Genomic DNA, 22,841 nt, shown 5'->3' with positions numbered 1-22,841 from the left:
TAAAACCTGAATAAATTATTAGGAGTTAAACACAAATGGCTACTTTAACTATTCATTTACCAGACGACAAGCACAACACATTAAAAGAACTTGCTCAAGCCAAAGGCATAAGTGTAAATAAGCTGATTGAAGAACTTTCTACCATAGCTCTAGCAGAATTTGATGCCAATACCAGATTTAAAACAATGGCTGCAACTGGCAACCCAGAAGAAGGCTTAAGAATACTGGCTAAACTTGATAATCTGACAGAATAGAAATAAGAGAGCTTGTAGCGGGATGATGCAAGCACCCAGTTGAGGCGATTATAGGTGCGATGTCTACAACGGGCCACGTCTACGCATACCTGTTGATAATCTTGTTAAGAGGTTTTTTTGAGGTGCGATCAAACAAAGTTTTACATAGATCACAGGTTAGATATATAGCGTTTCCTAAGCAACTGAGGTACACCCAAATCTTGTTTACCAAGGTTAGTAGCTTTGAAAATATACTTCACCAGGTCGGAAAATGCTATAATTGTATATCTAATAGCAATTATGCTGTTAATTAGGATATTCAACACTACAAGTATTATTTTCTATTTTGAATTGCTTACGTTCTTTTACTGGTGGATTGGGATACCAAGAGTAATGGTTACGAGGATAATTCGACCAATACATAGCAACAATATTTTGACATTGGGCTGAATCATGTACTTGAAAATTTATGCCTACTGTATCTTCTTTACCTATATATTCAAAGTTATCAGAAACACAAATAAAACCATTATTTTTTTTATCTTTTACTAATAAATCCACAATATTTCCATTAAGTTTATTAATACAAATTTTTTCATCCCAAACTCGATACATCACACTATATACTCTCAATTTATGAGAACCTACCATCAGTTCTTTTAGACTATTATTTGATGCTTGAGCGTTCATTGTAACCACGTTGTTATCGATTATAACTTTGCTTTTATTATAAAAATAATATATTTTAATAGTTATAAACATTAGGCTGATAATCAAAACTATTTTCAGTTTATCAGACTCATTAAAATACTTGCTAAAGTTAATCTTAAACAACTTTTTAATTATTCGATCCAAAATATAACCAATGATATATATACCAAAAGTATAAAATATAAAATCTATTAAAAAGGCTATAATGAATTTTATACTAAACATATTAAATGCCAAATGATAAATACTATACTAATGGTAGCCTTGTATATAAAATACTGGCAACAAGGGATTTTACTTAAAAGTTGATAGTTATTGCTCCATCAAAAAATAAGGTGGGTATTATCCAACCTACGAAGTTAATTTTTGCCTTTTTGCCCCCTTTAAAACATGGACATAAGCAGGAATATGATCGTTAAGGTAGATACGAACCTCGAAACCGCCTTTTCTTAAAATTGTTTTTCCCTAATATTCAATTTTTAATCCCCAATACGTTGCACACCAGCCACAATAAAATTAACTGCTGCTTGAGTTTGCTGCTCAATCATTTCTGGACTCAGTAGTTGCAAATCGGGTCTAGTATGCTTGATGTTTTCGTAAGCATTGAAGTATAGATTACAAACCCCAATAATATGCAGGGTAGTGAGAAATGGATCGAGTTGACGGAAACAACCTTCCGCCATACCCCGCTCTAAAATCTTGATCAGATAGCTAAAATTTTCTTGCCAATTCGCCTCTTTGAAATACTTTCCCTGATTTTGGTTTGCTTCTTGGAACCAAAGCATCCCTCTGTGCGGGTGAGCAGCTTCATAGGCGATCGCTTCTTTGACTAGTAGTTTCAAAGCCTCCTCTGGTGGGAACTGATCCAGATTTAGCTGCCCTAACCCTTCGTGCATTTCCACCACCGGACGTTGCAGAACCGCTTGATACAGTCCTTCCTTGCTCTGAAAGTAGTAGTAAATCATCGCTGTGGTGACACCTGCACCTCTAGCGATCGCCTCTGTCCGCGCCCCTTGAAGTCCATTTCTGGCAAACTCTGCTTCCGCTGCATTGAGAATCTGCTTTTTCGTTGCTTCTGCATCGCGCACCTGACGCGGCTTTTTAGATGAAAATTTTGACTGCGTTGAACGACCCACATTGCTCCATCATCATAACGAAAATATATTAACTAAAAACTTGGTTAGTAGTTGACATAGAAGATGAAATTTATTAAATTAATATCTACTAACTAAAAATTTAGTTAACTGTATAATTTGTCTATACAGTAGCCGAAGTTAGCCAAGCATTTGCCCGGTAGTATTAGTTCGTCTATTGCAGACAAGACTTTAGTTATCCCAATTTACATTCAAAAGAGTGATGTAGAACAGGCGACACCAGCTTGTCTAAGCTAATCGTCATTCATTTTTCCAGAATGATTCGCTCGTAGTAAGCGGCTCTAGCTCTGCTTTTATGCAATTTAAATGCCGATTAGCTTACAACTTTTAAGTTTCAAGATTGCGTTACCTTTTGCTAACACATCTAGCGACTTTTCAAAAAATTATCAAAATTTTGGAAGAAAAATGGAACCGATTTTACCTGGTGCGCCTTGGTTAATTGCACACAAATCTATATTGGGAGTGAATAAACCCAATAAAATCACATTAAATGGACAGGATTATGTTATTTGGCAAAACCAAAAAGGCGCAGTGTTTGCCCTTGATAACATCTGTCCGCACATGCAAGCACCCTTATCACAAGGCTGGGTTTGTCAAGAAAGAGATACTATTACTTGCCCTTTTCATGCACTAGAATTTGATGGACAAGGCAGACTAAACCAAGGAGATAAAAAAGACACTCAGCCAATTAGCAAACCATTAGAGCTAATTATTAGCAATGATTGTATCTGGACTTATGCCGGATTTGAGCCAAGATTGCCCATCCCAGATTTGCATCAGAAAATTGGAGATGAATACGAGTTCATCGGAGTAGCTGGGGACAAAAGTATTCAAGGTAATTTTTTGAGTAACCTGATGGTTAACTATGACTATAACCACCAGAATGGTACTCATAAAGAACTATTTAGAATTACATCTTGTAATGTAAGTCATTTTGAAGAAAAAGGATACTATTCCACAGTCAAACAAGAACTGACAAGAGCCAACAACACGTTAGGAGAAATTCTCAAAAATCCTATTTTGGGAATCTTCCCTAGAAAGCTTGCCAACACACTTGAATACGCTTTTCCTTCAACTACAGCTTTTTTTGCTAAAACGCCTATTGGTGATATTGCTCAAATTCATATTCTCTACCCGGAAACAGAAAAAATTACCAAGACGTTTATTTTAATGTATGCCAAAGTCATCAATCCTTTGATGAAATTTATGTTTAAAAACTCAGTTTTACAAGCAGCAGCTACAGTTATTGAACAGGATACAAGTACTGTCGAAAGTTTGTATCTTCGACAAAAACCAAAAATTAGATTGCCAAATGAAGAGATTATGTTCTATGCAGAAAAACTCTACCGCAATTGGTAATTTAGATTTGCAAAGTCTAACTGCGCTTTACAATTAAACTGTAGCTAATTACTGCTGGAGGTACTCAAATATGCGGCAGCTAAAATCCGCCGAGGAAATGCCTGGTAGCTATGGCTTGCCCATCTTGGGGGAGACTTTAGAAATATTTCGGGATTTAGAACTGTATATATGGCGACGATTCCAGCAGCATGGTTCAGTTTTTAAGACGAGCGTCATGGGACGTAAACGTGCTTATTTAATTGGCCCTGATGCTAATCGACTGGTGCTGGTGGAACAAGCAGAAAATATGTCGTCGCGGATAGGGTGGTATTTCCTAGAATCAACATTTGGCAACAATATTTTATTACAAGATGGAGAAGAACATCGGTTAACTCGCCGCTTAATGTATCCAGCATTTCACGGAAAAGCGATCGCTACATACTTCGACACCATTCAAAATATTGTGCATGACTTCCTCAAAGATTGGGGAGAGCGGGGAACGATTTCTTTAAATTCTAGTTTCCGCCAGCTGACTCTGATGGTTGCTACTCGCCTCTTTTTGGGAAGTCAAAACAAGAGCGAAGTTGAGCAAACCAGTCAGTGGTTTACTCAACTGATAGATAGCAGTATGGCGATATTCAAATGGAATCTGCCATTCACTTTATATGGTCGCGGTCAAAATGCTAGGGGTAAGTTAGTGGCTTTCTTGCGTGAAGTGATCGCAGAGCGTATCGATCAGGGTAACTTAGAAGAATCAAAAGATGTTTTGGGATTGCTGCTAGCGGCTGTTGATGAAGACGGCAATAAATTGAGCGAAGCACAGGTAATCAACGAGGCATTGCTACTGCTGTTTGCTGGACATGAAACAACAGCCTCCTTGCTAACTTGGGTAATCTTTGAATTAGGTAATCACCCAGAATGGCGAGAGCGACTGCACCAAGAACAGTTAGCAGTTGTGGGAAATAATCCCCTTAGCATGTCCCATCTCAAACAACTTCCACAGTTAACCAATGTGCTAAAAGAAGCAGAAAGGCTCTATCCGCCAGTGTATGCCTATAATCGTGGCGTCCTCAAGGATATTGAGTATGCAGGCTATCGCATCCCTGCTGGTTGGTTTGTGACTATTTCGCCGATGTTGACTCACCGTTTACCAGAACTGTACACCGATCCCGATCGCTTCGACCCCGATCGCTTTGCACCACCTCGTGAAGAAGATAAAAAACATCCCTTAGCACTAGTGGGTTTTGGTCATGGTTCGCACAGTTGTTTAGGCATGGAATTTGCCCAGATGGAAATGAAAATTGTGCTTTCGACACTGCTTCGCCATTACGACTGGACAGTAAAACCGGATTATTCTGCGATCGCTCCAATTCGTCAGCCTTCTAAAGTTAAAGATACTCTAGAAGCATATATTGAGCCTTTAGGTAGCAACTTAAGTCTTTAAAGTGACATAAAGTTCGATAACCGAAAATTAAGCATAACTGCTACAACTTTCAAGCAGTGTTATACCATTCAGTTTCTAGGGAATCCTATATTTGAAACTCTATAACACTTGTCAGCCAAGAGGTATGAAAATTACAGGAACAATCAGGGGTATCAGTATCAAACAAGGAAAAGTACCTTGTGGATTTATTGCTCCTGATACACCAATAGCAGGTCATGAAGGTAATATACTTTTTTTTGCAGATAAACTAATTGGCATCACTATTGAAGATTTAGAAAGAGGCAACTTAGTAGAATTCTGTGTCAAAGAATGGAATAGAAAAGATGGTACTATAGAAAAAATTGCTGACGAAGTACGTGTTTTGAATGAAAATGCCAGATTAACAGGAGTTATTAACTGGCTGAATCAACAAGAAGGTAGAGGTTTTATTAGACCTGACAAACCACTAAAAAACCAAGATAAAGATTTGCTCTTTTTTAAGCAAGATTTAGAGGAAATTACACTTGAAAATCTCTCTAAAGGAGATCAGGTAGAATTTACATTACAAAATATAAATTATAAAGATGGAAGGGTTATAAAAGCGGTTAAGAAAATTCGTTTATTTTTTCCAAGTTTACTTAAACCAACGGCATCTTTGAATATCAGAGATATTCCTAATACTGATACTTTCAATGTTAAAGATATCAAAGAAAAAATTAGTTCATGCTTAGGTAATTGCATGAAGCTTTCAGACTCAGCAGAGTTTGAGGACTATGTATTTATGGTTCTTAGACTTCTCGGTATCCATAACTTGTATCAGTATGACAAAAAAATCAAGCTGGTAGAGCAGATGGTTTCTTTATAATTGGAAGCCTTGCAGTAATGTATGATTGCACGCTTAGAAAAAACTTTGATGAACACAAAAAAGAGCAGATTGAAAATTATGTAAATAAATTAAAAAATTCTCAGATGACAATTGATGTCAGACTGACAGATGGTGGAGGCAGGAAAAAAACGATCCAAATTCAAGGTAAAAATCGTCAAGTATGGATAATTACCCAAGAAAATACTAGAGAATTATATGATGTTGATGGTATTCGTATTAAGGAAATTTCAGTACAAGATTTAATTCAGATATTTAATAAAAGATTATATTCAGATGCTTTTGAAGAAGATGAACTATCTGCACACCTTGCAGTGATTGATAAAACTTAATTTTACTCTTTTATGGCACTTACTCCAATTTCTATACTGAGCTAGAAGCTCATTTCCATAGATGGTTAACATACTAGGTTGAGCAAGTGCTACGCTACAGTTAAGTAAGTCGGTGAGAATAATTCAAACTATATTAACTAATGTAAAAAATATTCAAATTAGTTTGTAGTGAGGGCTTCAGTCCTCAAAGTAAGGCTAAAGCCCTCACTACAAACTTTTAATTATTTACGTCGTCCTACTTAGCAAGATTGAGAGGCAACTATGACTGCCCTGATTCTGAACCTCAGCCCTACCATTGAACTAACAGATGAGCAGTTCTTCCAACTGTGTCAAAATAATCGAGATTTGCGACTTGAGCGCACGGCAGAGGGAGAATTGATTATCATGCCACCAACTGGATGGGGAACCGGAAATCGCAATAGTAAACTGACACAGCGCTTAGGTAATTGGGCTGACGCTGATGGTACAGGTTTGGCTTTTGACTCTTCAACGGGTTTCAAACTCCCCAATGGTGCAAATCGCTCTCCAGATGCATCTTGGGTCAGCCGAGAGCAATTAGAAGCCCTGAATCCAGACCCCGACAAATTTCTACCCATCGCTCCAGATTTTGCGGTAGAATTACGCTCTGCTTCAGACAGCTTAAAGACTGTGCAACAAAAAATGCAGGAGTACATTGACAACGGTGTGCGTTTAGGATGGCTGATTGATCCGCAAAACCAACAGGTGGAAATTTACCGCCCAGGACAGGATGTGGAGGTTTTACAATCGCCTACTAGCTTATCAGGAGAGGATGTATTACCTGGATTTGTGCTGAATTTAGCACAGATTTTGAGTTAGCGATCGCTTTTTACTCACATATCTTCTCAAAAGGCGTAGGCGTAGCCCGTCGTAGACATCGCTCAATTCCCCTCATTTCATAGTTTGACGATATTGCAACTATAATTTGATCAAATTTTACAGGTAAACACAAAAAATTAATATTGACTTAATATTAAAAATGCTGTCTGGAATAACCCGATAACAAAACCTAAAACACCACCTAAAGTCACAATCGCCTGCAATTCATTTTTGACAATTCCCTCAATTGCAGCTTCTAAATCAGCCGATGAAGTTGATTTTACCCGGTCAACTATCACTTCATCTATTGACAAAATTGGAATTGCCTGTGCCACAATTGCTTCTAAATCTTTTTCCAAATACTTCTCTAAAATTAGAGCCAACTCTTGACTCATGACTTCTAAAGAAGTACTGACAACTGGTGAAGTACTAAGACGATTCAGCAGCACTACAGCAATATTTTGCCAATCAACAGAATCAGTTAATCCTTGTAAAAAATCACTACCACTATTTTGCAGGTAATGGCGGACACTTTCGCGGGTGGTTTTTCGTAGTTGGCGAACCGTACCCATTGGCAAGTTTTGTAATGATAAATTTTGCAGTAATTTCCGAATGCGATCGCGCATCTGCAAATCTTGAGTCAATTCCTGCAAGCGGGTATTAGCAGCCTCTTTTTCATCCAAACAAAAAGTTCGTAGGCGTGTAAGAGTATTACGTAAGCCAAACAAATTTGCTACTACCCAATAAGTTCCACTAGTCTTTTCGCGGAAGCCTTCATCGATAATTTGAATCGTGCGATCGGTCAAAAAATCAACTATTGTTTGGCGGAGAATATCCGGCGGTAAAACCACTTGCAACAACCAATCAGCAAGCCGCGTAGCTTGTTCTTCACTCAGTTGAAATTCCAGCAATATCTGGTCAAAAATTTGATTGATCTGCACTTCCAAAAAATCTTCACGCCGCGCTAAAACCTTAAGCAATCGTGGCAAAGATTCTCCTAGTAAATCCCGTAAAATTCCCGCTACAATTTTGGCACTTTTCTCGTTTTTATCTGTTTTTATTTGTTCAATTGCCAACCGCAACAACCAGAGAATTGCTGATTGCACGCGTTCTGTTTGCAACAAACGCCGCGCCAAATTTTGCAATTCTTGTGGTGTCAATAGTGACCCCATGATTGTATTAGAAATATTCTTAGCCAGACGTTCTTGATTACGGGGGATCAATCCAGGGGTAAAGGGTACTCTTCGTCCAGCGATATAAATTGCTCGGTAAGGACGGAACAACATTTTGATGGCTATATCATTTGTGAAATAGCCAATAATTCCACCCAGTACCGGGGGAGACACATAAAGCCAAAGATGAGACCAGTCCAAGGGAAGAATTAAAAAAGTTAGGAGGTTAGAGCTTAGAGTTAGGAGTTAAGAGAGACACGATTAATCGCGTCTGTACAAGAGTTAGGAGTTAGGAATGATAAATTTTAAATGAGAATTTATCACTACTCATAATTCATAACTTTTAAATAATAACTCCTAACTTACTAAGCACTAGCACTCCCATCATACCGTTCGCAATGGGGTAGTGTGTGGCAACTGCAAAACCAACTTGATGAGCTAACTCTATTTGCTCTTTACCGATGGGAAAGCGATCTAAGCTGGGACTGATGTAAGCATATTCTTCTTTTAAGCCTAAATAATTGGCAACTGGTACCACCAAACCGTCCAGATACCACTGTTGAAAGGCACGTAGCTGAGGATTACTCGGTCGATGAAAGTCTAAAATTGCGGCTTTAGCTCCCGGCTTCAAAACACGGTATAACTCTTGGAGACTGCGAGGAATATCTTTAACATTTCTTAAACCATAGCCCATTGTTGCGGCATCAAATTGGTTGTCGTCAAAGGGTAAATTGAGTACATCAGCTTCTACCCAGCTGATAGCAGGTTGAGGGTACTGCCAATGTGAGCGTTCTTTAGCCTTTTCTAGCAGGTTTTGGGAAAAATCCACTCCATACACCTGTCCTGTAGCTCCGATACGCCGTGCCAAACGTAAAGCTAAATCACCACTACCGCAACACAAATCTAATGCAGCATCTCCTGGTTTAGCTGCACTCCATTTTACTGCCATTTCCTTCCAGATCCGATGCTGTCCCAGACTCAACCAATCGTTTAACTGGTCATAAACTGGAGCAATGCGGTTAAAAATGGACTGAATTTCGTTAGTCATTGGTCAATAAGTCATTGGTCATTAGTCATTCGTCATTTGCCAAGGATAAAGGACAAATGACTAATGACAACTACACAATACCCTAATGAGAGTGACTACTAGTCAGAGCGATCGCCACTAGTTGTGCTGATAAATTAATTAGCACCAATTCATCTTCTCGCAAAGTGCAAGGTTGTTTCCACTGTAGCGACAATACACCCAAAAGTTGATGGCGGTAGCTAATTGGGATCACTAAGTGTGCTTGTACATTCGTATTTTTGTAGTGAATTGCATCAACTAATTTAGTGTCTTTAAGTACATTTAAGGAAACTTGCATTTGTCCCGTGGCGATCGCTTCCCTGGTTAGTGGGTCTTGAGATAGCCAATTTTCTATTGTACCTGTATCGCTGTAAGTTCCTTGAGTTGCAACCAGAGTATTTCCATTTGTAAGTTGTAAAATACAGCCTTCTGCCCCAAAAGTTTCACTCACAGCCCTAGCAATGGGAGCGAGAGTTTCTTCTAAACTAGAAGCGGCTTGAGTTACTTGTACCAAAACACTCAGCAGCGCCATTTGAGCATAAGCGCGGCGTAATTCTTCTGTACGTTGCTTGAGCAAGTCGTAGGTTTCTGCTGCTCTTTGCACCACTGCCTTCAGTTCCCCTGGGTCCCAAGGCTTGGTGATATATTTGTAGACTTGCCCAGCATTAATTGCTTCTACCAAGTCTTCTATATCAGTAAATCCAGTGAGAATTATTCTTACTGTATCGGGAAACTGAGGTACAGTCTTGCTGAGAAACTCAGTCCCTTTCATTTCTGGCATCCGTTGATCGGAGATAATCACAGCTACCTCCCCTTCTGTTGCCAAAACTTGTAGAGCGTTTACCCCACTATCAGCTTTCAGAACATTAAAGTCGCGTCGAAATGTGCGATAAAGTAAATCGAGATTATCTGGCTCATCGTCGACCACCAGGATTTTCAGCTTTTTCGGTCGTTCGAGAGTCATAACTTGAGATTGGACTTTATCAATTTCGAGATTGGGTTTATCCATAAGATTTTCCTTTAAATATTCACTCTCTTGTTATATTCCATACCAAGTTTAGTTGAGAATAGCTGAAGACCGCCAAGGGTTTATACGGAGTTATTTTGCATATTCTAAAACGCTAATAGTGAGCGCTACAGAGGAAATTTGTCTGCCTAAATATCTGAATTAAAAAATGTTGCGCTAGAAAAACTAACTAAATCAGCAAAACTATGGCAGTTTTGATCGTGGATGAGGTGTAGGTCTGGGTATAGATTAGAATAAGACTTGCTCATGAGGTGTTAATTAACCTCTCAAGTTGAAGCTCGCACTCCGATTATGACTGATTTACCACCCAACACTCAGAATCCCGAAGATAATGCTACCAACGATGTAGCACAAGAGTTACTGCGAAGGCTGAGGCAAAAACAAGGCAACTGGGTGGAATGGGGAACCGCGATCGCCTCGTTGCTAAAAGCCGGTTATAACCCCCAAGAAATTTTTGAGGCGACTGGATTTGAGCCAATTCAACAAAATCAGGTGGTTGTTGGTTCTCAAGTTTACAATTCTTTGGAAAACTCTGGAGTATCGGTAGAAACGCGATCGCATTATGCCACACGTGGCAGCGATGTTTTGTACGAGCTACGTTTACTTACTCAAGAAGAACGCGCCGCCGCCGCCGAACTGATCTTTGTCCAGAAACTTGATGCCGATGAGGTGAAGGAAGTGGCAAAAGCAATTAAAGAATTCTCCTATTTCCGCACTTTACCAGAAGGGTTTTCTGCTCATCCTGGGGATGCTGTTGCTCACCAAGTTTGGAAACTGGCACGCCAAAATGCAGATTTACAACAGCGATCGCGTTTAATTGCCAAAGGTTTACGCTTTGCTCACACGCCAGGTGCAAGGCAAAAAATCGAACAGCTGCTGACTGATTTTACTACCGTTCCCCAGCGTCCAGCGCCAATTTTACCATTTTACCGCCTGGAATTTGAAGAACAATTACCCCGAATCTTGCCCGTAGTAGGCGAGTTGCCTTTATCACGACAAGACTTACAAGCTATGCCCATACTGACAGAAATTGAACCATTTCGGATGGTCAAGTTTTCTGGAGAGCAAGCTTGGATACCATTACCGGGTTGGCAAGTGTTATTGGCGGCAGAAGATCCAGTAGTGATTTTAGCAAATAGCGATCGCTTTCCCATCCAAACCCAAAGCCAAATAGGGCCAGTCGTAGTAGTAATAGATCGTGCCCAACGAAAATGGGATGTCTCTAGCTACTTTGTTGTTGAAAATGGTGGTGAATTAGATTTTCAATGGTTTGAAAATGAGCCAGACATTCCTCTACTAGGACAAATTATTATCATTGTGCGTCCTAAGAAAATTTTGGATGAAGAATTAACTAAGGATTCATGGCAAATTGACGAATAAATTTAATTTTAGACAGAACTAACTGCGTGATGTGAACTTGTTTTGACTGTTCAAACAGCAGATAGCAAATGGCGGCATTGGTTCAATTTTTTGTTTAGTCAATGCCCCATCTGCTTTAACTCTCTTACCCTGAACTTGGCACTGGCTTGGCAATGCTTTGCCTAAACCCTTGATTTTTCGCTGACTTGTGTAATTCCATATTTTGAGGGATGATGACATCCCCTGAACAGTCACAAAGTAACGACTGTAACAAGAAAAACCCAAATTTTTTAAGCTGAAAGTGTATAAAGCACAAAAATTATTTGAATTTCGTAATAACTTTTAATAGAACGCACTGGATCAAGAATCTCAACAGATATACCAATACGATTTGATTTTTGAAAAAGTTTAAGTAATGTAGGGGAGCCAGTTCTGTGGGCGGGTTTACCACGCCAGTCCGCACAACGGGGAAAACCCCCGCAAGCGGCTGGCTCGACTTGAGCGGACTGGCATTGTGTTATCGCGTAACGTAACGCTTACAAGCGTCGGGAACCTCCCGGTGACGCTACGCACAGCTAGCTGCTACCGCTACGCTAACACCAGTCGCCTACAGCGCTGGATTCACTGCAACGCACTGGCTCCCCTACGGATATTTAAAAAATCAAATATGAGTTTTATATCATGAGAGCAAAATTCTTAATAAATTAAGCATTTTTTTGGAATTTTAGCTTTTCCAGTATCTTCATATTTTATCACCACAATTATTGAGGAAAAAACAAATTACTATTTTTTCAATTTAGTTTCATAACGAAACAAACGCAATAGATTTCCTGTTTATAGGAATGACTCAAGCATTATTCAACATAGCTATTACTCGTTTGTAGCTGAACAAGGAGTTTTCTGAAAATGTCTCTTACGAAACGTTGTTTGGCCGAATTTATCGGTACATTCTGGCTTGTTTTAGGTGGCTGTGGTAGTGCTGTTATAGCCGCCGCCTACACAGAAGATGCTGCAAAAATTAGCGAGAATACTTCTTTTCCATTGGGTATTGGATTAGTAGGTGTATCCCTGGCATTTGGGCTTACTGTCCTCACAGGGGCTTATGCTTTTGGTCATATTTCTGGTGGTCATTTCAATCCAGCTGTTTCGTTTGGACTATGGGCAGGTAAGCGCTTTCCGGGGTCTGACTTACTACCTTACATCCTCTCTCAAGTGATCGGTGCAGTTGTTGCTGCGGGCATTATCTACCTGATTGCTAGCGGCAAAACTGGATTTACGCTGACTGGCTTCAACCCACTGGCTACCAACGGCTATGGTACTCATTCTCCAGGTGGTTACACGCTGTTTGCTTGCCTCATTACTGAAGTTGTAATGACTTTCATGTTTCTGCTGATTATTCTGGGTGTGACTGATAGCCGTGCTCCTAAAGGATTTGCACCGCTGGCAATTGGTTTTGGACTCACTTTAATTCACCTGATTAGTATTCCTGTAACCAATACTTCGGTTAATCCTGCCCGTAGTACTGGAGTTGCTCTATTTGCAGGTGTAGAACTCTTTTCGCAAATCTGGCTGTTCTGGATAGCTCCTATCTTGGGGGCTATTTTAGCAGGATGGTTGTACGTAGCTATCTTTAGTGAATCAACTGTGGAAGAACGGTAAACTTAAAGAACTAGTTTAACTTTCTTAACAATCCCCTAACTAAACAAATTAACTAAGTGTTATATGTTTAGTCAGGGGGTTGACATAATATTTAAGTATATATACACGCATTTGATGCAGATCGTTTACTAGAACAGTTAAAACAAGAACAGTAAAGTATTTTGTTAGTAATTTGGGATTAAGAATCACCGAAGATTATTCATATCTGCGGTTTGGGAATTAAATTCAATATCTATTTAAAATATATAATTTAAGATGTCCGACTCTAAATTTACTGCTCCTGCTATTCAAGAATTACTCGACTCAGAATTGTCTGAGCGATCGCTTATTCCTTCTTTGCAGGAGAAAATTCTTGCAATCCGCAACAGTCTCCGCCCTGGACAGCAGCAAATGGCTGATTGGCAATCTGGCCCTTTGGCTATTTCAGCCGTTCCTGGCGCAGGCAAATCTACTGGGATGGCGGCAGCAGCAGCGATCGCAATTGCCCGTCAATATGAGCGTTCATCTTCCCGTCGTCAGTTGGTAGTCGTTACTTTTACTCGCTCCGCTGCTGCCAATATTAAAGCGAAGATTCGCAAATTTTTACGAGATGATTTATCTTTACCTCAGACGGGCTTTTTTGTCTATACCCTACACGGTCTAGCATTGAACATTGCTAACCGCCATTCTGATTTGTCGGGTTTGCAGTTAGAAAATGTCATATTAATTACACCAACTCAAAGTCACCGCTTTATCAGAACTGCTGTTGAGCAATGGATTGCAAATCATCCAGATGTATATTTGCGGTTATTGGAAGGTCATCAATTTGATGGAGAAGAGACAGAAAGGTTGCGTCGTCAATCGGTGCTGCGAACAGAAGTATTGCCAGAATTGGCTAATACGGTAATTCATGAAGCAAAAAGTTCTGGGATATCGCCAGAATTGTTGCGGGAGTGGAGTAAACAAACCACAGACGAATATGCAATTTTGAGCGTAGCAGCAGGATTGTACGAGCAATATCAAAAATTGATGCGATCGCGTGACTTTATAGATTACGACGATATGATTTTAGCTGCACTGCGCGTTTTAGAAAACGACAGTGCCCGTCAGATCGAGCAAAACCAAATATTCGCCGTCTTTGAAGACGAAGCCCAAGATTCTAGCCCTCTTCAGACGCAGCTATTAGAAATTTTGGCAAGTAATGGGGAATATCAGCGAGAGAATTCTTCACTTCTAACTCTTAATTCCTCACTCAATACAGACGCGATTCATCGCGTCTCTACGCACTCCCCACTAAATTTAGTCCGAGTTGGCGACCCTAACCAGGCGATTAACTCTACCTTTACTCCAGCCGATCCGATTTATTTCCGGCAATTTTGCGAAGAGTGCGATCGCATCGAACGATTGGCAACGATGGATCGAGCTGGTCGCAGTACTAGAATTATCATTGAAGCCGCTAACTTTGCCCTCAAATGGATCAATAATCAGTGGTTAGCAACAACCAAAACTAACAACAAACAACAGATTCCTGGCAACCGACAAGGACCATTTCGCTTGCAGACAATTCGCCCCGTGGAAGCTGGCGATCCGCAAGCTAACGCCAACCCTGCACCCGTAGGACGAGGATTAGAACTTTATACACCGCGTGACATTCATCACACGGTTGAATTGTTATCTCAAAGGGTAATTGAGTTATTTGGTGAAGATCCAACAAAAAATAGTGCAGCGATTTTAGTCCGAGAAAATCGTCAAGGACGATGGTTAGCAGAGGCTCTAACACCTCTGTGCAAAGAGCATAAAATTACACTTTACGATGTCGGAGAACGCGATCGCCGTTCCCATGTTCCTCAAGAAATTTTGGCATTATTGCAATTTTGCGATCGCCCCCACTCCCCCGATTACCTCAAAGCCGCCCTAGAAGCATTAGTACAGCGCCAATTAATTCCTACCCAAGACCTCAATGCCCTTGTCAGTCTGCCAGAAGAGTTTTTGTATCCTGGCCCCTTAGCAACACCCCAGCCAGAAACAGTACAAAAAGCTGCCCGCTTGTGTCGCAATTTACTTCGCGCTCGTTTAGAACTACCCTTATACCAGCTAATTTCCTTTCTCGCCTTGACCTTAAACTACGACCAGGCAGAATTGGCAACTGCTGATAAACTCACAGAACGGGTAAACCAGCAGATAGCTGGCAATAGTTCGATGGGGGGAATGCTTTCAGCTTTAAGTGAAATCGTTAGTTCCGAACGGTTTGAACCAGTGGAAACCGAGGATTCGGAAGAACGTTATACCCGTCGTGGTCAACTGACGATTATCACTATGCACAAAGCTAAAGGGCTAGATTGGGACTATGTATTTCTTCCCTTTCTCCATGAAAACTTGATTCCTGGCAGATTTTGGGTTCCTCCCCAAAGCCAATTTTTAGGCGATTTTACCTTATCAGAAGTAGCCCGCGCCCAAATTCGCGCTACTCTCCACGAAGAATCTATCATACCGGATGTTAGTCAGGCATGGGAGGTGGCAAAAAATTTGAAAACATCTGAAGAGTATCGTTTACTCTATGTTGCCATGACACGAGCAAAGCTTCTGTTGTGGATGTCTGCGGCGCAGAAAGCCCCCTTTACTTGGAGTAAACCGGATAATTTACAAGAACAAGCGCCTTGTCCGGTGTTTCCAGCATTAAAACGTCAATTTCCTGAATGTGTGGTGAATTTAGCGGCAATGAGTAAACAAGTATAAGGGATGGGACATTGGGCACTTGTACTGAGCGTACCCCTGCGGGGAAGCAAGCTACGTGTAGCGTCTCGTTGGCGCAGCCTCTCGTAGAGAAGAGAAGCTGAATGAAGTATTGGGCATCGGGCATTAGGCAAAACAATCCCATTAGCGGATAGATAACAGCACTCAGCACTACTACTTTCCCACTCCTTATAAGGAAACTGAATTTAAACTGCAATGTCAAACAAATTATAATTGTAATTGCGATATTATTCGTTCAATTTTTAACAATCAATACATAATATATGAAATCAATCATCCAAGCATCCGCCGTAATTAAAAGCACCTTCCAGTCACCCAGAGGAATTTTCTTGACACTGGTGTTGACAAGCTTGCTATCTTATGGATTCGGACTTATTGAAAACAATTCTGCTGGGGCTATTCCTTACCCAGACAGCACTCAATTATCCAAATCGCAAGCAAACGAGTTGCTGAAAGCGATCGCTGATAAGATTTTACGAAATGCATCCTTCCGTTCCGGCCTACCTAAACGGGAATTAGAAATTACCCAAGTCACATCGAAAACCTTTGGTAATCCCTGTGAGTTCAAATTTGGAGAAGTTTGTACTAGAGAATACAACCCCATTGAAGGCTGGGAAGTAGTTGTCAAAGTCCGTCAAGATTCGTGGACTTACCATGTAGATAAATCTGGAAAGCAAATCCTTTTAGATCCGAAAGTGATTACTTTACAAACATTACCGAAGGCGATCGCAGATGCAATTTTGAGTGATGCCTCAAGCCGTTCTGGGGTGGGAATTACTGATTTAAAAATTACTAAAACTACACCAAAAACCTTTGGAAATCTCTGCCAATTCAACTTTGGTGAAGTCTGCACCCAGCAGTACGACCCCGTGGAAGGCTGGGAAGTGATTGTCAAGGTTAGAGAGCAATCTTGGACTTACCATGTGAATAAATCCACTTCGCAAATAATTTTAGATCCCAAAGTCAAGACCAGTTAAAAAAGTTAAATAATCAATGGCTTTGGCTTTTTCCCATCTCATTACACCGTGCTTTGACCATCAAAGCACGGATATAGTCATTTTTACCATTGGTATAAGCTTCGCGATCGCTGCGAAAACTTGCCGCCAAATCGCGTTTTAGTACTTCGTAACGTTTCGCTTCTTCAGGATGCTTTCTCAGATAGTCACAAAATAACTTGCGCTCCCAAAATTCGCTGTCAATCTCGACTATGTGAATATGATGAGTACGTTGCTTTCCGTATGGTGGCATTCCTTTAACAAAAAACATCCGTCCAGGACGCGGATCTTCATGCCAATAAACGTATCCCAAAGATTCTAAAGCCAAAATAGCAGATTTTGCATCTACTAAGGAATGCACTCCCACCATGATGTCAATAACTGGTTTGGCTACCATTCCTGGTACTGCGGTACTACCAATATGTTCAATTTCTACAACCAAGTCATTGCCTAGTGCCTGCCAAATCCGCTCGGCTTCTTCTGTAAACAAAGTCGCCCAACGTGGGTCATATTCGACTATATTGACCTCATCCATAAGTGAAGCTAAGTTGATCTACAGCGATCGCGGTTGCTTAAATCCTTTATTTAATTGCAGTTATAGCAATTTTAATAGTATATAATAATGGATCGTGTCGAATCAAAGCTAGACCATGCCTAAACTAAAGACTCGTAAAGCCGCAGCAAAACGATTCCGTGCCACCGGTAGTGGTAAAATCGTCCGTCGTAAAGCGTTCAAAAGCCACCTTTTAGAACACAAATCTTCTGACAAAAAACGTGGTATGCGCCAGAGTACGCTTGTACACGAACGCGATGAACTTAACGTGCGCTTGATGCTCCCATATTTGTAAGTATTTTAGGAAATAAGTTATGACTCGGGTAAAACGCGGTAATGTAGCTCGCAAACGCCGCAATAAAATTCTCAAACTAGCTAAAGGTTTTCGCGGTTCCCATTCAACTCTGTTTAGAACTGCCAACCAACAAGTGATGAAGGCGCTACGGAGTGCCTACCGCGATCGCAAAAAGAAAAAGCGCGATTTTCGTCGCCTCTGGATCACCCGCATCAACGCTGCTTCCAGGCAACATGGCTTGAGTTACAGCCAGTTGATCGGTAACTTGAAAAAAGCTGATATCCAACTAAATCGCAAAATGTTGGCGCAATTGGCAGTCCTCGATCCAGCTAGTTTCGGCAAGGTTGCTGAATTGGCAATTCAAGCTAAAGGATAAAGGTGGTAAGGGATGTATAACAGATGTAACAGACGGCAAGCAATTACTCGGTTACATCTGGTATTATCCGCCACTATCTTTTGGATTTTTTGCTTTTCTCTAGTGGGAACGGGATTAACTGCATCTGCTGCCGAAATGTCAGAAATTCAGCAGCGGGGCTATTTAAATGTTGCCGTTAAAGATAACTTGCGTCCCTTGGGATTTAAAGATGCTAACGGGAATTTGCAAGGCTTAGAAATTGACTTGGCCAAGCTTTTGGCAGTTGACTTGGTTGGTAAAGCCGAAGCTGTAAAATTTCAACCTGTAGCGAATCGCGATCGCCTGTCTGTAGTCTTAGACAAGAAAGTTGATTTTGCGATCGCTAGAGTCACAGCAACCGAGTCACGCGCCCGCATAGTTAGTTTCAGTGTTCCCTACTATTTAGATGGCACTGTATTAGTTACAAAAGATGCTTCTGTGCAGCAGTTGAGTGATTTGTCAAAACAAAAAATTGCTGTGCTCAACAACTCCAGTACCATTGCTAAAGTGCGGTACTATCTGCCAAACGCCGAGTTAGTAGCAGTGGATTCCTATCAAGAAGCGCGAGAGGGAATAGAAAATAATACCGCAACAGCCTTTGCCGCAGATGCTAGTGTTCTAAGCGGTTGGGTGCAACAATATCCTCAATATCGGCTACTACCAACTAAGCTATCAACTGAACCCTTGTCTGTAGTAATGCCCAAGGGATTGCAGTACGATGAGTTAAGACGAAATGTGAATCAAGCGATCGCTCGTTATTTAGAAAAAGGTTGGCTCCAGCAACGCTCTCAATATTGGGGTTTACCGTAAATTGGTCATTAGTCATTAACGAATAACCAAGGACAAATGACAAATGACAAATGACAAATAACAAACTTTATAATATTTGTATTTGCAGTAATGGATAACAGTCTAGCCGTTGTTTATCTCTCAATTTTGGTGGTTCTACTCACACTTGCAGCCGTGGGTGTTTTTCGCCAGATTTTCAAAACTCGCAAGGTTGAAGGCTCTTTTGCAAAATTGCGAAAGAAGTTAGAGAAAGAAAAAGGTACGACTCAAGAATATTATGAGTTAGCCAGTATTTATTCAGAAAAAAAAATGTATTCTCCAGCGATCGCGCTATTTCAAAAAGCTCTGAAAGCTGCCGAAGAAGAGGAAGAAGCAAATATCGCCCCTATCTACAACGGGCTGGGCTATGTTTATTTCACCCAAGAGCAATATGACTTAGCAATTCGTCAGTACAAAGAAGCTCTTAAGTCTAAACCAGACTACGTGACAGGATTGAATAATCTCGGTCACGCCTACGAGAAGAAAAAATTAACTACTCAGGCGTTACAAGCTTACGAAGAAGCACTCAAATTTGCTCCAAATAACTCTATTGCTAAACGTCGGGCTGAATCTTTACGCCGTTTGGTTTCTGCGTAAGATAATGTCCAGGTAATTAAGCATAATACCCAGAACCCCACCCCGCCAAAGCTGTGCTTTAGTTCCCCTTCCCGCTTGTGGGGCTACGGTGTATACACAACTCCGGAACAGTTTACTCACCTAGTTTTTCGCGTCAATTTTACCCCACCCTAACCCTCCCCATATGTATTGGGGAGGGAACTAGATTTCTTTTTCCACCCTTTCCAAGCGATGCCCTGAGCTTGTCGAAGGGGGGGATTAAGGGGGGTAATTTGACTTGTGTATACACTGTAGGCTTGCGGGCAGGGGTTGGGGGTGGGGTTCTTTTATTATAATTAATTTAGCTTTAGCCTCTTAATTTATCGGTTTTCAATTTTAGGCTTGGAAATAGATAACTATAAGTCTTTTGTAAAAATGTAAAAGATGATTAAGCGGCTAAAGCGTTTTTTGTGGCTATCTATTGCTATCATTTCCGTCATTTCTTTCTCACTTGGATTCATAGGAATATTGACGGCTCAACAGCCTTCTATTTCCCATCCTCTCACTTCGTTAACTGAGGCAGAAATTAATACAGCTGTTTCGGTTATCAGAAAAGAAAAAAGTTTGAGTGAAATGGCAGCTTTTCCACTTATTACTTTACAAGAACCAGACAAAGAAGAAGTTCTAAAGTTTGCACATGGTAAAGTTTTTGAACGAAAAGTTTTTTTAGTAATCTATGAACGTTCAGAAAACAAAACCTTTGAGGGTATCGTTGACCTAAGAAGCAAAACCTTAAGTTCTTGGAAAGAAATACCGTCAGTTCAACCTGCGATCGTTGCTTTAGAATATGAACTGGCAACTCAGGCTTTTAAATCCGATCCCCGATGGCAAATAGCGATGCGAAAGCGGGGGATTACAGACTTGAACCAAGTAAAAATAAGTTGTTGGTCGCCAGGAATCCTAAGTAAACAGGAAGAAGCAGCAGGAAACCGTCTTTGTCGGGGTTTATTCTATTACAAGGGCCAACACTGGAATTATTACGGCAGTCCAATTGAAGGAATACTGGCAACCGTTAATTTGAATACAGGTAAAATTTCCAGTTTCGTGGATAGAGGGATAGTTCCTTTTTCTAAAGAAAACTGGAACTACGATGTAAAGTCCTTGGGTAAATTACTTTCACCACTTAAAGCATTAAAAATTCTCCAACCAAATGGTGCAAGTTTCCAGATAAAAGGCAATGAAATTAGCTGGCAAGGTTGGAAGTTTCGCTATCTCATGCATCCCCGCAGTGGATTAGTGCTGTACCAAGTGACACACAACGATGGGGAAAATATCCGACCAGTGCTGTACCGCGCTAGCTTATCAGAGACGGTAGTGCCTTACGGCGATCCAGATCCCACTTGGTCATTCAGAAATGCCTTTGATGTTGGAGAATACAATTTTGGTTCCCTAGCAACCACGATGGAGTTAGGTAAAGAAATTCCTGAAAACGGTCTTTTGCTAAATGCTGTGTTTGCTAATGGCGACGGAGAACCTTATGTCATGCCAGGAGTTATCGGCATATACGAACGAAATAACGGTATGCTGTGGAAGCACTATGACTATGGCACACAGCGTAATAATGTCCGTCGCAGTCGAGAATTAGTCATGACGATGACTGCGGCCATTGACAACTATGATTACAGCATCAATTGGATCTTTCACCAAGATGGGACTTTGGAAGTCAAAAATGAGTTAACAGGTATTGTACTAGCGCAGGGAACGGCTGCACAAAAGCAATCTGATGATGATTCATCTGGTCGGTTAATTGCTAAGAATATCTTCGGAGTAAATCATCAGCACTTTTTCAACTATCGCCTAGATTTTGATGTCGATGGTCAGGCGAATACTGTGATGGAAATGAATGTGAATGCTTTGCCGATGGATGAGAAAAATCCTTTAGGAAATGCGATCACAGTTGCAGAAACCCCACTAGCCAAAGAAACGGCTGCTGTACGCGATTTGAATATGAAAAGCAGTCGAGAATGGATGATTGTCAGTGCAGATAAAAAGAATGTTTTAGGGGCTGCACCTGGATATATGCTGATGCCTGAAGGAAATTCCATATTTTTCCCTGTAGAAGGCTCAAAAATCCGTCAACGGGCAGAATTTGCGACTCATCATCTCTGGGTAACAAAATATAAACCTACTGAACTTTATGCAGGGGGAGATTATCCCAACCAAACTCAACCCGGACAGGGTTTACCAAAATATATCTCAGACAATGAGTCTTTGCTGGGTGAAGATATCGTACTGTGGTACACAATGGGCGTAACTCATATTCCGCGATCGGAAGATTGGCCTGTGATGCCTGTTCACCGAGTTGGCTTTAAGTTAGTCCCTAGAGGATTCTTTAGCCGGAATCCAGCGATAAATTTACCTGAGTAAAATATTTGTTGGCTCAAGTTTCCTTCCTTCAGGTTTTTTGTCATGTCTAAAGGCGGTAACTTGAATGCTGATAAACTTATATAGGTCAAATACTGGCACTTGTTAAAAGTAGGATATCTAATGAACTTTCCAGAAATTAATATTCCCGGTGATGGAACACTGCACGCTCGTTTAATTACTTCCTTGGGTGAAATTGTAGTTCGTTTAGAGGAAGAACGAACTCCTAACACTGTCAAAAATTTTGTCGGTCTAGCAACTGGAACAATCGACTGGAAAGACCCTAAAACTGGTCAATCTGGTAAGGGGACTCCAGCCTACGATGGGGTTCGCTTTCACCGGGTCATCCCTGATTTTATGATTCAGTGTGGCGATCCTCTGAGTCGTTATTTGGATACAGCCAACCGATGGGGTACTGGTGGCCCAGGATATCAATTTGAGGATGAGTTTCATCCTGAATTGAGACACACTGGTGCAGGTATCCTGTCGATGGCTAATGCCGGACGCGGTACTAATGGTTCGCAATGGTTCATTACAGAAGCACCAACGCCTCACCTTGACAACAATCACAGTGTTTTTGGTGAAGTTGTCGAAGGTCTAGATATAGTCAGCAAGATTGCTAATGTGCCTACAACTAGAGATCGTCCTAATCAAGAAGTAGTGTTACAAAAAGTAGAAATTTTTCGGCAGTAATTAACATCTGGGTTTGTAGTATAGCGGTTCCCATTCAGATGCGGTACAAAATTATATCGCGGGGTGTAGGGGTATGGCAGTGCCCATTGGTGTCAACTTAAGCAAAAAGGATGCAGAAGATGTAATCTAAGAACATCTTGATTGATGTTCTTAGATTACATCATGAGTAAAAAACGT

At 40.8% G+C, this 22,841-nt stretch carries 22 protein-coding genes; 16 read left to right on the top strand and 6 right to left on the bottom strand.

The genetic code is table 11. The features are described 5' to 3' along the window. The first annotated feature begins 35 nt into the window (after positions 1–35). Entirely contained in the window at positions 36–254 is a 219-nt protein-coding gene (locus tag V7K60_RS08720; protein ID WP_334924665.1) for a toxin-antitoxin system HicB family antitoxin, read from the top strand. A 285-nt stretch (positions 255–539) separates the two neighbouring features. Here V7K60_RS08720 and V7K60_RS08715 read toward each other — a convergent pair whose 3' ends face one another. Continuing rightward, positions 540–923 carry a hypothetical protein gene (locus V7K60_RS08715; protein ID WP_334924664.1) on the bottom strand — a complete coding sequence of 128 codons (384 nt, stop codon included), beginning with the start codon at positions 921–923 and terminating at the stop codon, positions 540–542. A gap of 500 nt (positions 924–1,423) precedes the next feature. Continuing rightward, positions 1,424–2,080 (bottom strand): TetR/AcrR family transcriptional regulator, encoded by a 657-nt coding sequence (locus V7K60_RS08710; RefSeq protein ID WP_334924662.1) that lies wholly within the window; start codon positions 2,078–2,080, stop codon positions 1,424–1,426. Between the two features lie 423 nt (positions 2,081–2,503). Between V7K60_RS08710 and V7K60_RS08705 the strand changes: the two genes are divergently transcribed. The 5 genes from V7K60_RS08705 (at position 2,504) to V7K60_RS08685 (ending at position 6,911) form a co-directional block, all read left to right on the top strand. Beyond that, the gene (locus V7K60_RS08705) at positions 2,504–3,457 is read left to right on the top strand and encodes a Rieske 2Fe-2S domain-containing protein (protein WP_334924660.1); all 954 of its coding nucleotides are present in this window, start codon (positions 2,504–2,506) and stop codon (positions 3,455–3,457) included. Positions 3,458–3,527: 70 nt separating this feature from the next. After that, positions 3,528–4,880 (top strand): cytochrome P450, encoded by a 1,353-nt coding sequence (locus tag V7K60_RS08700; protein WP_334924658.1) that lies wholly within the window; start codon positions 3,528–3,530, stop codon positions 4,878–4,880. Positions 4,881–5,004: 124 nt separating this feature from the next. Next, entirely contained in the window at positions 5,005–5,724 is a 720-nt protein-coding gene (locus V7K60_RS08695; protein ID WP_334924656.1) for a cold shock domain-containing protein, read from the top strand. Between the two features lie 17 nt (positions 5,725–5,741). Next, the gene (locus V7K60_RS08690) at positions 5,742–6,074 is read left to right on the top strand and encodes a hypothetical protein (RefSeq protein WP_334924654.1); all 333 of its coding nucleotides are present in this window, start codon (positions 5,742–5,744) and stop codon (positions 6,072–6,074) included. 261 nt (positions 6,075–6,335) lie between these two features. Next, positions 6,336–6,911 carry a Uma2 family endonuclease gene (locus V7K60_RS08685; RefSeq protein ID WP_334924653.1) on the top strand — a complete coding sequence of 192 codons (576 nt, stop codon included), beginning with the start codon at positions 6,336–6,338 and terminating at the stop codon, positions 6,909–6,911. 137 nt (positions 6,912–7,048) lie between these two features. Here V7K60_RS08685 and V7K60_RS08680 read toward each other — a convergent pair whose 3' ends face one another. From V7K60_RS08680 to V7K60_RS08670, 3 genes are all read right to left on the bottom strand, one after another. Further along, positions 7,049–8,284: a DUF445 domain-containing protein gene (locus V7K60_RS08680; protein ID WP_334924651.1), complete on the bottom strand. Its 1,236-nt coding sequence runs from the start codon at positions 8,282–8,284 to the stop codon at positions 7,049–7,051. A gap of 142 nt (positions 8,285–8,426) precedes the next feature. Continuing rightward, the gene (ubiE, locus tag V7K60_RS08675; protein WP_334924649.1) at positions 8,427–9,131 is read right to left on the bottom strand and encodes a bifunctional demethylmenaquinone methyltransferase/2-methoxy-6-polyprenyl-1,4-benzoquinol methylase UbiE; all 705 of its coding nucleotides are present in this window, start codon (positions 9,129–9,131) and stop codon (positions 8,427–8,429) included. Between the two features lie 82 nt (positions 9,132–9,213). Further along, positions 9,214–10,158: a response regulator gene (locus tag V7K60_RS08670; RefSeq protein WP_334924647.1), complete on the bottom strand. Its 945-nt coding sequence runs from the start codon at positions 10,156–10,158 to the stop codon at positions 9,214–9,216. Between the two features lie 309 nt (positions 10,159–10,467). Between V7K60_RS08670 and V7K60_RS08665 the strand changes: the two genes are divergently transcribed. The 4 genes from V7K60_RS08665 to V7K60_RS08650 all read left to right on the top strand — a co-directional run bounded on the left by V7K60_RS08665 (position 10,468) and on the right by V7K60_RS08650 (position 16,904). Then, positions 10,468–11,556 (top strand): RuBisCO accumulation factor 1, encoded by a 1,089-nt coding sequence (locus V7K60_RS08665; RefSeq protein ID WP_334924646.1) that lies wholly within the window; start codon positions 10,468–10,470, stop codon positions 11,554–11,556. Positions 11,557–12,441: 885 nt separating this feature from the next. After that, positions 12,442–13,194: an aquaporin Z gene (gene aqpZ, locus V7K60_RS08660; RefSeq protein WP_334924644.1), complete on the top strand. Its 753-nt coding sequence runs from the start codon at positions 12,442–12,444 to the stop codon at positions 13,192–13,194. Between the two features lie 255 nt (positions 13,195–13,449). Beyond that, positions 13,450–15,909 (top strand): ATP-dependent helicase, encoded by a 2,460-nt coding sequence (locus tag V7K60_RS08655; RefSeq protein WP_334924642.1) that lies wholly within the window; start codon positions 13,450–13,452, stop codon positions 15,907–15,909. Between the two features lie 281 nt (positions 15,910–16,190). Then, on the top strand, positions 16,191–16,904 hold the full coding sequence (locus V7K60_RS08650) for a hypothetical protein (protein ID WP_334924640.1): 714 nt from the start codon (positions 16,191–16,193) through the stop codon (positions 16,902–16,904). 13 nt (positions 16,905–16,917) lie between these two features. Here the strand turns inward: V7K60_RS08650 and V7K60_RS08645 are convergent, their stop codons facing one another. After that, positions 16,918–17,457: a GrpB family protein gene (locus V7K60_RS08645; RefSeq protein ID WP_334924638.1), complete on the bottom strand. Its 540-nt coding sequence runs from the start codon at positions 17,455–17,457 to the stop codon at positions 16,918–16,920. 115 nt (positions 17,458–17,572) lie between these two features. On the opposite strand from V7K60_RS08645, the gene rpmI reads away from it, so the two are divergent. The 6 genes from rpmI (at position 17,573) to V7K60_RS08615 (ending at position 22,664) form a co-directional block, all read left to right on the top strand. Further along, positions 17,573–17,770: a 50S ribosomal protein L35 gene (rpmI, locus tag V7K60_RS08640; RefSeq protein WP_104908269.1), complete on the top strand. Its 198-nt coding sequence runs from the start codon at positions 17,573–17,575 to the stop codon at positions 17,768–17,770. A 19-nt stretch (positions 17,771–17,789) separates the two neighbouring features. Next, a complete protein-coding gene (gene rplT / locus V7K60_RS08635; protein ID WP_179065135.1) occupies positions 17,790–18,146 on the top strand; it encodes a 50S ribosomal protein L20 in 357 nt (118 codons plus the stop codon). A 12-nt stretch (positions 18,147–18,158) separates the two neighbouring features. Beyond that, positions 18,159–18,974, top strand: coding sequence for a transporter substrate-binding domain-containing protein (locus tag V7K60_RS08630; RefSeq protein WP_334924636.1), 816 nt, complete (start codon positions 18,159–18,161; stop codon positions 18,972–18,974). Between the two features lie 90 nt (positions 18,975–19,064). Next, positions 19,065–19,589 carry a tetratricopeptide repeat protein gene (locus tag V7K60_RS08625; RefSeq protein WP_334924634.1) on the top strand — a complete coding sequence of 175 codons (525 nt, stop codon included), beginning with the start codon at positions 19,065–19,067 and terminating at the stop codon, positions 19,587–19,589. Positions 19,590–19,991: 402 nt separating this feature from the next. Then, a complete protein-coding gene (locus V7K60_RS08620) occupies positions 19,992–21,974 on the top strand; it encodes a primary-amine oxidase (protein WP_334924632.1) in 1,983 nt (660 codons plus the stop codon). A gap of 120 nt (positions 21,975–22,094) precedes the next feature. Beyond that, positions 22,095–22,664 carry a peptidylprolyl isomerase gene (locus V7K60_RS08615; protein ID WP_334924630.1) on the top strand — a complete coding sequence of 190 codons (570 nt, stop codon included), beginning with the start codon at positions 22,095–22,097 and terminating at the stop codon, positions 22,662–22,664. Positions 22,665–22,841 lie beyond the last annotated feature (177 nt).

The organism is Nostoc sp. (assembly GCF_036917555.1).
In the GTDB taxonomy this organism is placed as follows: domain Bacteria; phylum Cyanobacteriota; class Cyanobacteriia; order Cyanobacteriales; family Nostocaceae; genus Nostoc.
The sequence above is the reverse complement of the archived record's forward strand: the minus strand, read 5'-3'. Positions and strand labels throughout refer to the sequence as shown.

What these genes read in the sequence shown, in the direction of transcription:
- V7K60_RS08720 (WP_334924665.1), top strand. Translation starts at nt 36, where the DNA reads ATGGCTACTTTAACTATTCATTTACCAGACGACAAGCACAACACATTA.
- V7K60_RS08715 (WP_334924664.1), bottom strand. Translation starts at nt 923, where the DNA reads ATGAACGCTCAAGCATCAAATAATAGTCTAAAAGAACTGATGGTAGGT.
- V7K60_RS08705 (WP_334924660.1), top strand. Translation starts at nt 2,504, where the DNA reads ATGGAACCGATTTTACCTGGTGCGCCTTGGTTAATTGCACACAAATCT.
- V7K60_RS08700 (WP_334924658.1), top strand. Translation starts at nt 3,528, where the DNA reads ATGCGGCAGCTAAAATCCGCCGAGGAAATGCCTGGTAGCTATGGCTTG.
- V7K60_RS08695 (WP_334924656.1), top strand. Translation starts at nt 5,005, where the DNA reads ATGAAAATTACAGGAACAATCAGGGGTATCAGTATCAAACAAGGAAAA.
- V7K60_RS08690 (WP_334924654.1), top strand. Translation starts at nt 5,742, where the DNA reads ATGTATGATTGCACGCTTAGAAAAAACTTTGATGAACACAAAAAAGAG.
- V7K60_RS08685 (WP_334924653.1), top strand. Translation starts at nt 6,336, where the DNA reads ATGACTGCCCTGATTCTGAACCTCAGCCCTACCATTGAACTAACAGAT.
- ubiE (WP_334924649.1), bottom strand. Translation starts at nt 9,131, where the DNA reads ATGACTAACGAAATTCAGTCCATTTTTAACCGCATTGCTCCAGTTTAT.
- V7K60_RS08670 (WP_334924647.1), bottom strand. Translation starts at nt 10,158, where the DNA reads ATGGATAAACCCAATCTCGAAATTGATAAAGTCCAATCTCAAGTTATG.
- V7K60_RS08665 (WP_334924646.1), top strand. Translation starts at nt 10,468, where the DNA reads ATGACTGATTTACCACCCAACACTCAGAATCCCGAAGATAATGCTACC.
- aqpZ (WP_334924644.1), top strand. Translation starts at nt 12,442, where the DNA reads ATGTCTCTTACGAAACGTTGTTTGGCCGAATTTATCGGTACATTCTGG.
- V7K60_RS08655 (WP_334924642.1), top strand. Translation starts at nt 13,450, where the DNA reads ATGTCCGACTCTAAATTTACTGCTCCTGCTATTCAAGAATTACTCGAC.
- V7K60_RS08650 (WP_334924640.1), top strand. Translation starts at nt 16,191, where the DNA reads ATGAAATCAATCATCCAAGCATCCGCCGTAATTAAAAGCACCTTCCAG.
- V7K60_RS08645 (WP_334924638.1), bottom strand. Translation starts at nt 17,457, where the DNA reads ATGGATGAGGTCAATATAGTCGAATATGACCCACGTTGGGCGACTTTG.
- rpmI (WP_104908269.1), top strand. Translation starts at nt 17,573, where the DNA reads ATGCCTAAACTAAAGACTCGTAAAGCCGCAGCAAAACGATTCCGTGCC.
- rplT (WP_179065135.1), top strand. Translation starts at nt 17,790, where the DNA reads ATGACTCGGGTAAAACGCGGTAATGTAGCTCGCAAACGCCGCAATAAA.
- V7K60_RS08630 (WP_334924636.1), top strand. Translation starts at nt 18,159, where the DNA reads ATGTATAACAGATGTAACAGACGGCAAGCAATTACTCGGTTACATCTG.
- V7K60_RS08625 (WP_334924634.1), top strand. Translation starts at nt 19,065, where the DNA reads ATGGATAACAGTCTAGCCGTTGTTTATCTCTCAATTTTGGTGGTTCTA.
- V7K60_RS08620 (WP_334924632.1), top strand. Translation starts at nt 19,992, where the DNA reads ATGATTAAGCGGCTAAAGCGTTTTTTGTGGCTATCTATTGCTATCATT.
- V7K60_RS08615 (WP_334924630.1), top strand. Translation starts at nt 22,095, where the DNA reads ATGAACTTTCCAGAAATTAATATTCCCGGTGATGGAACACTGCACGCT.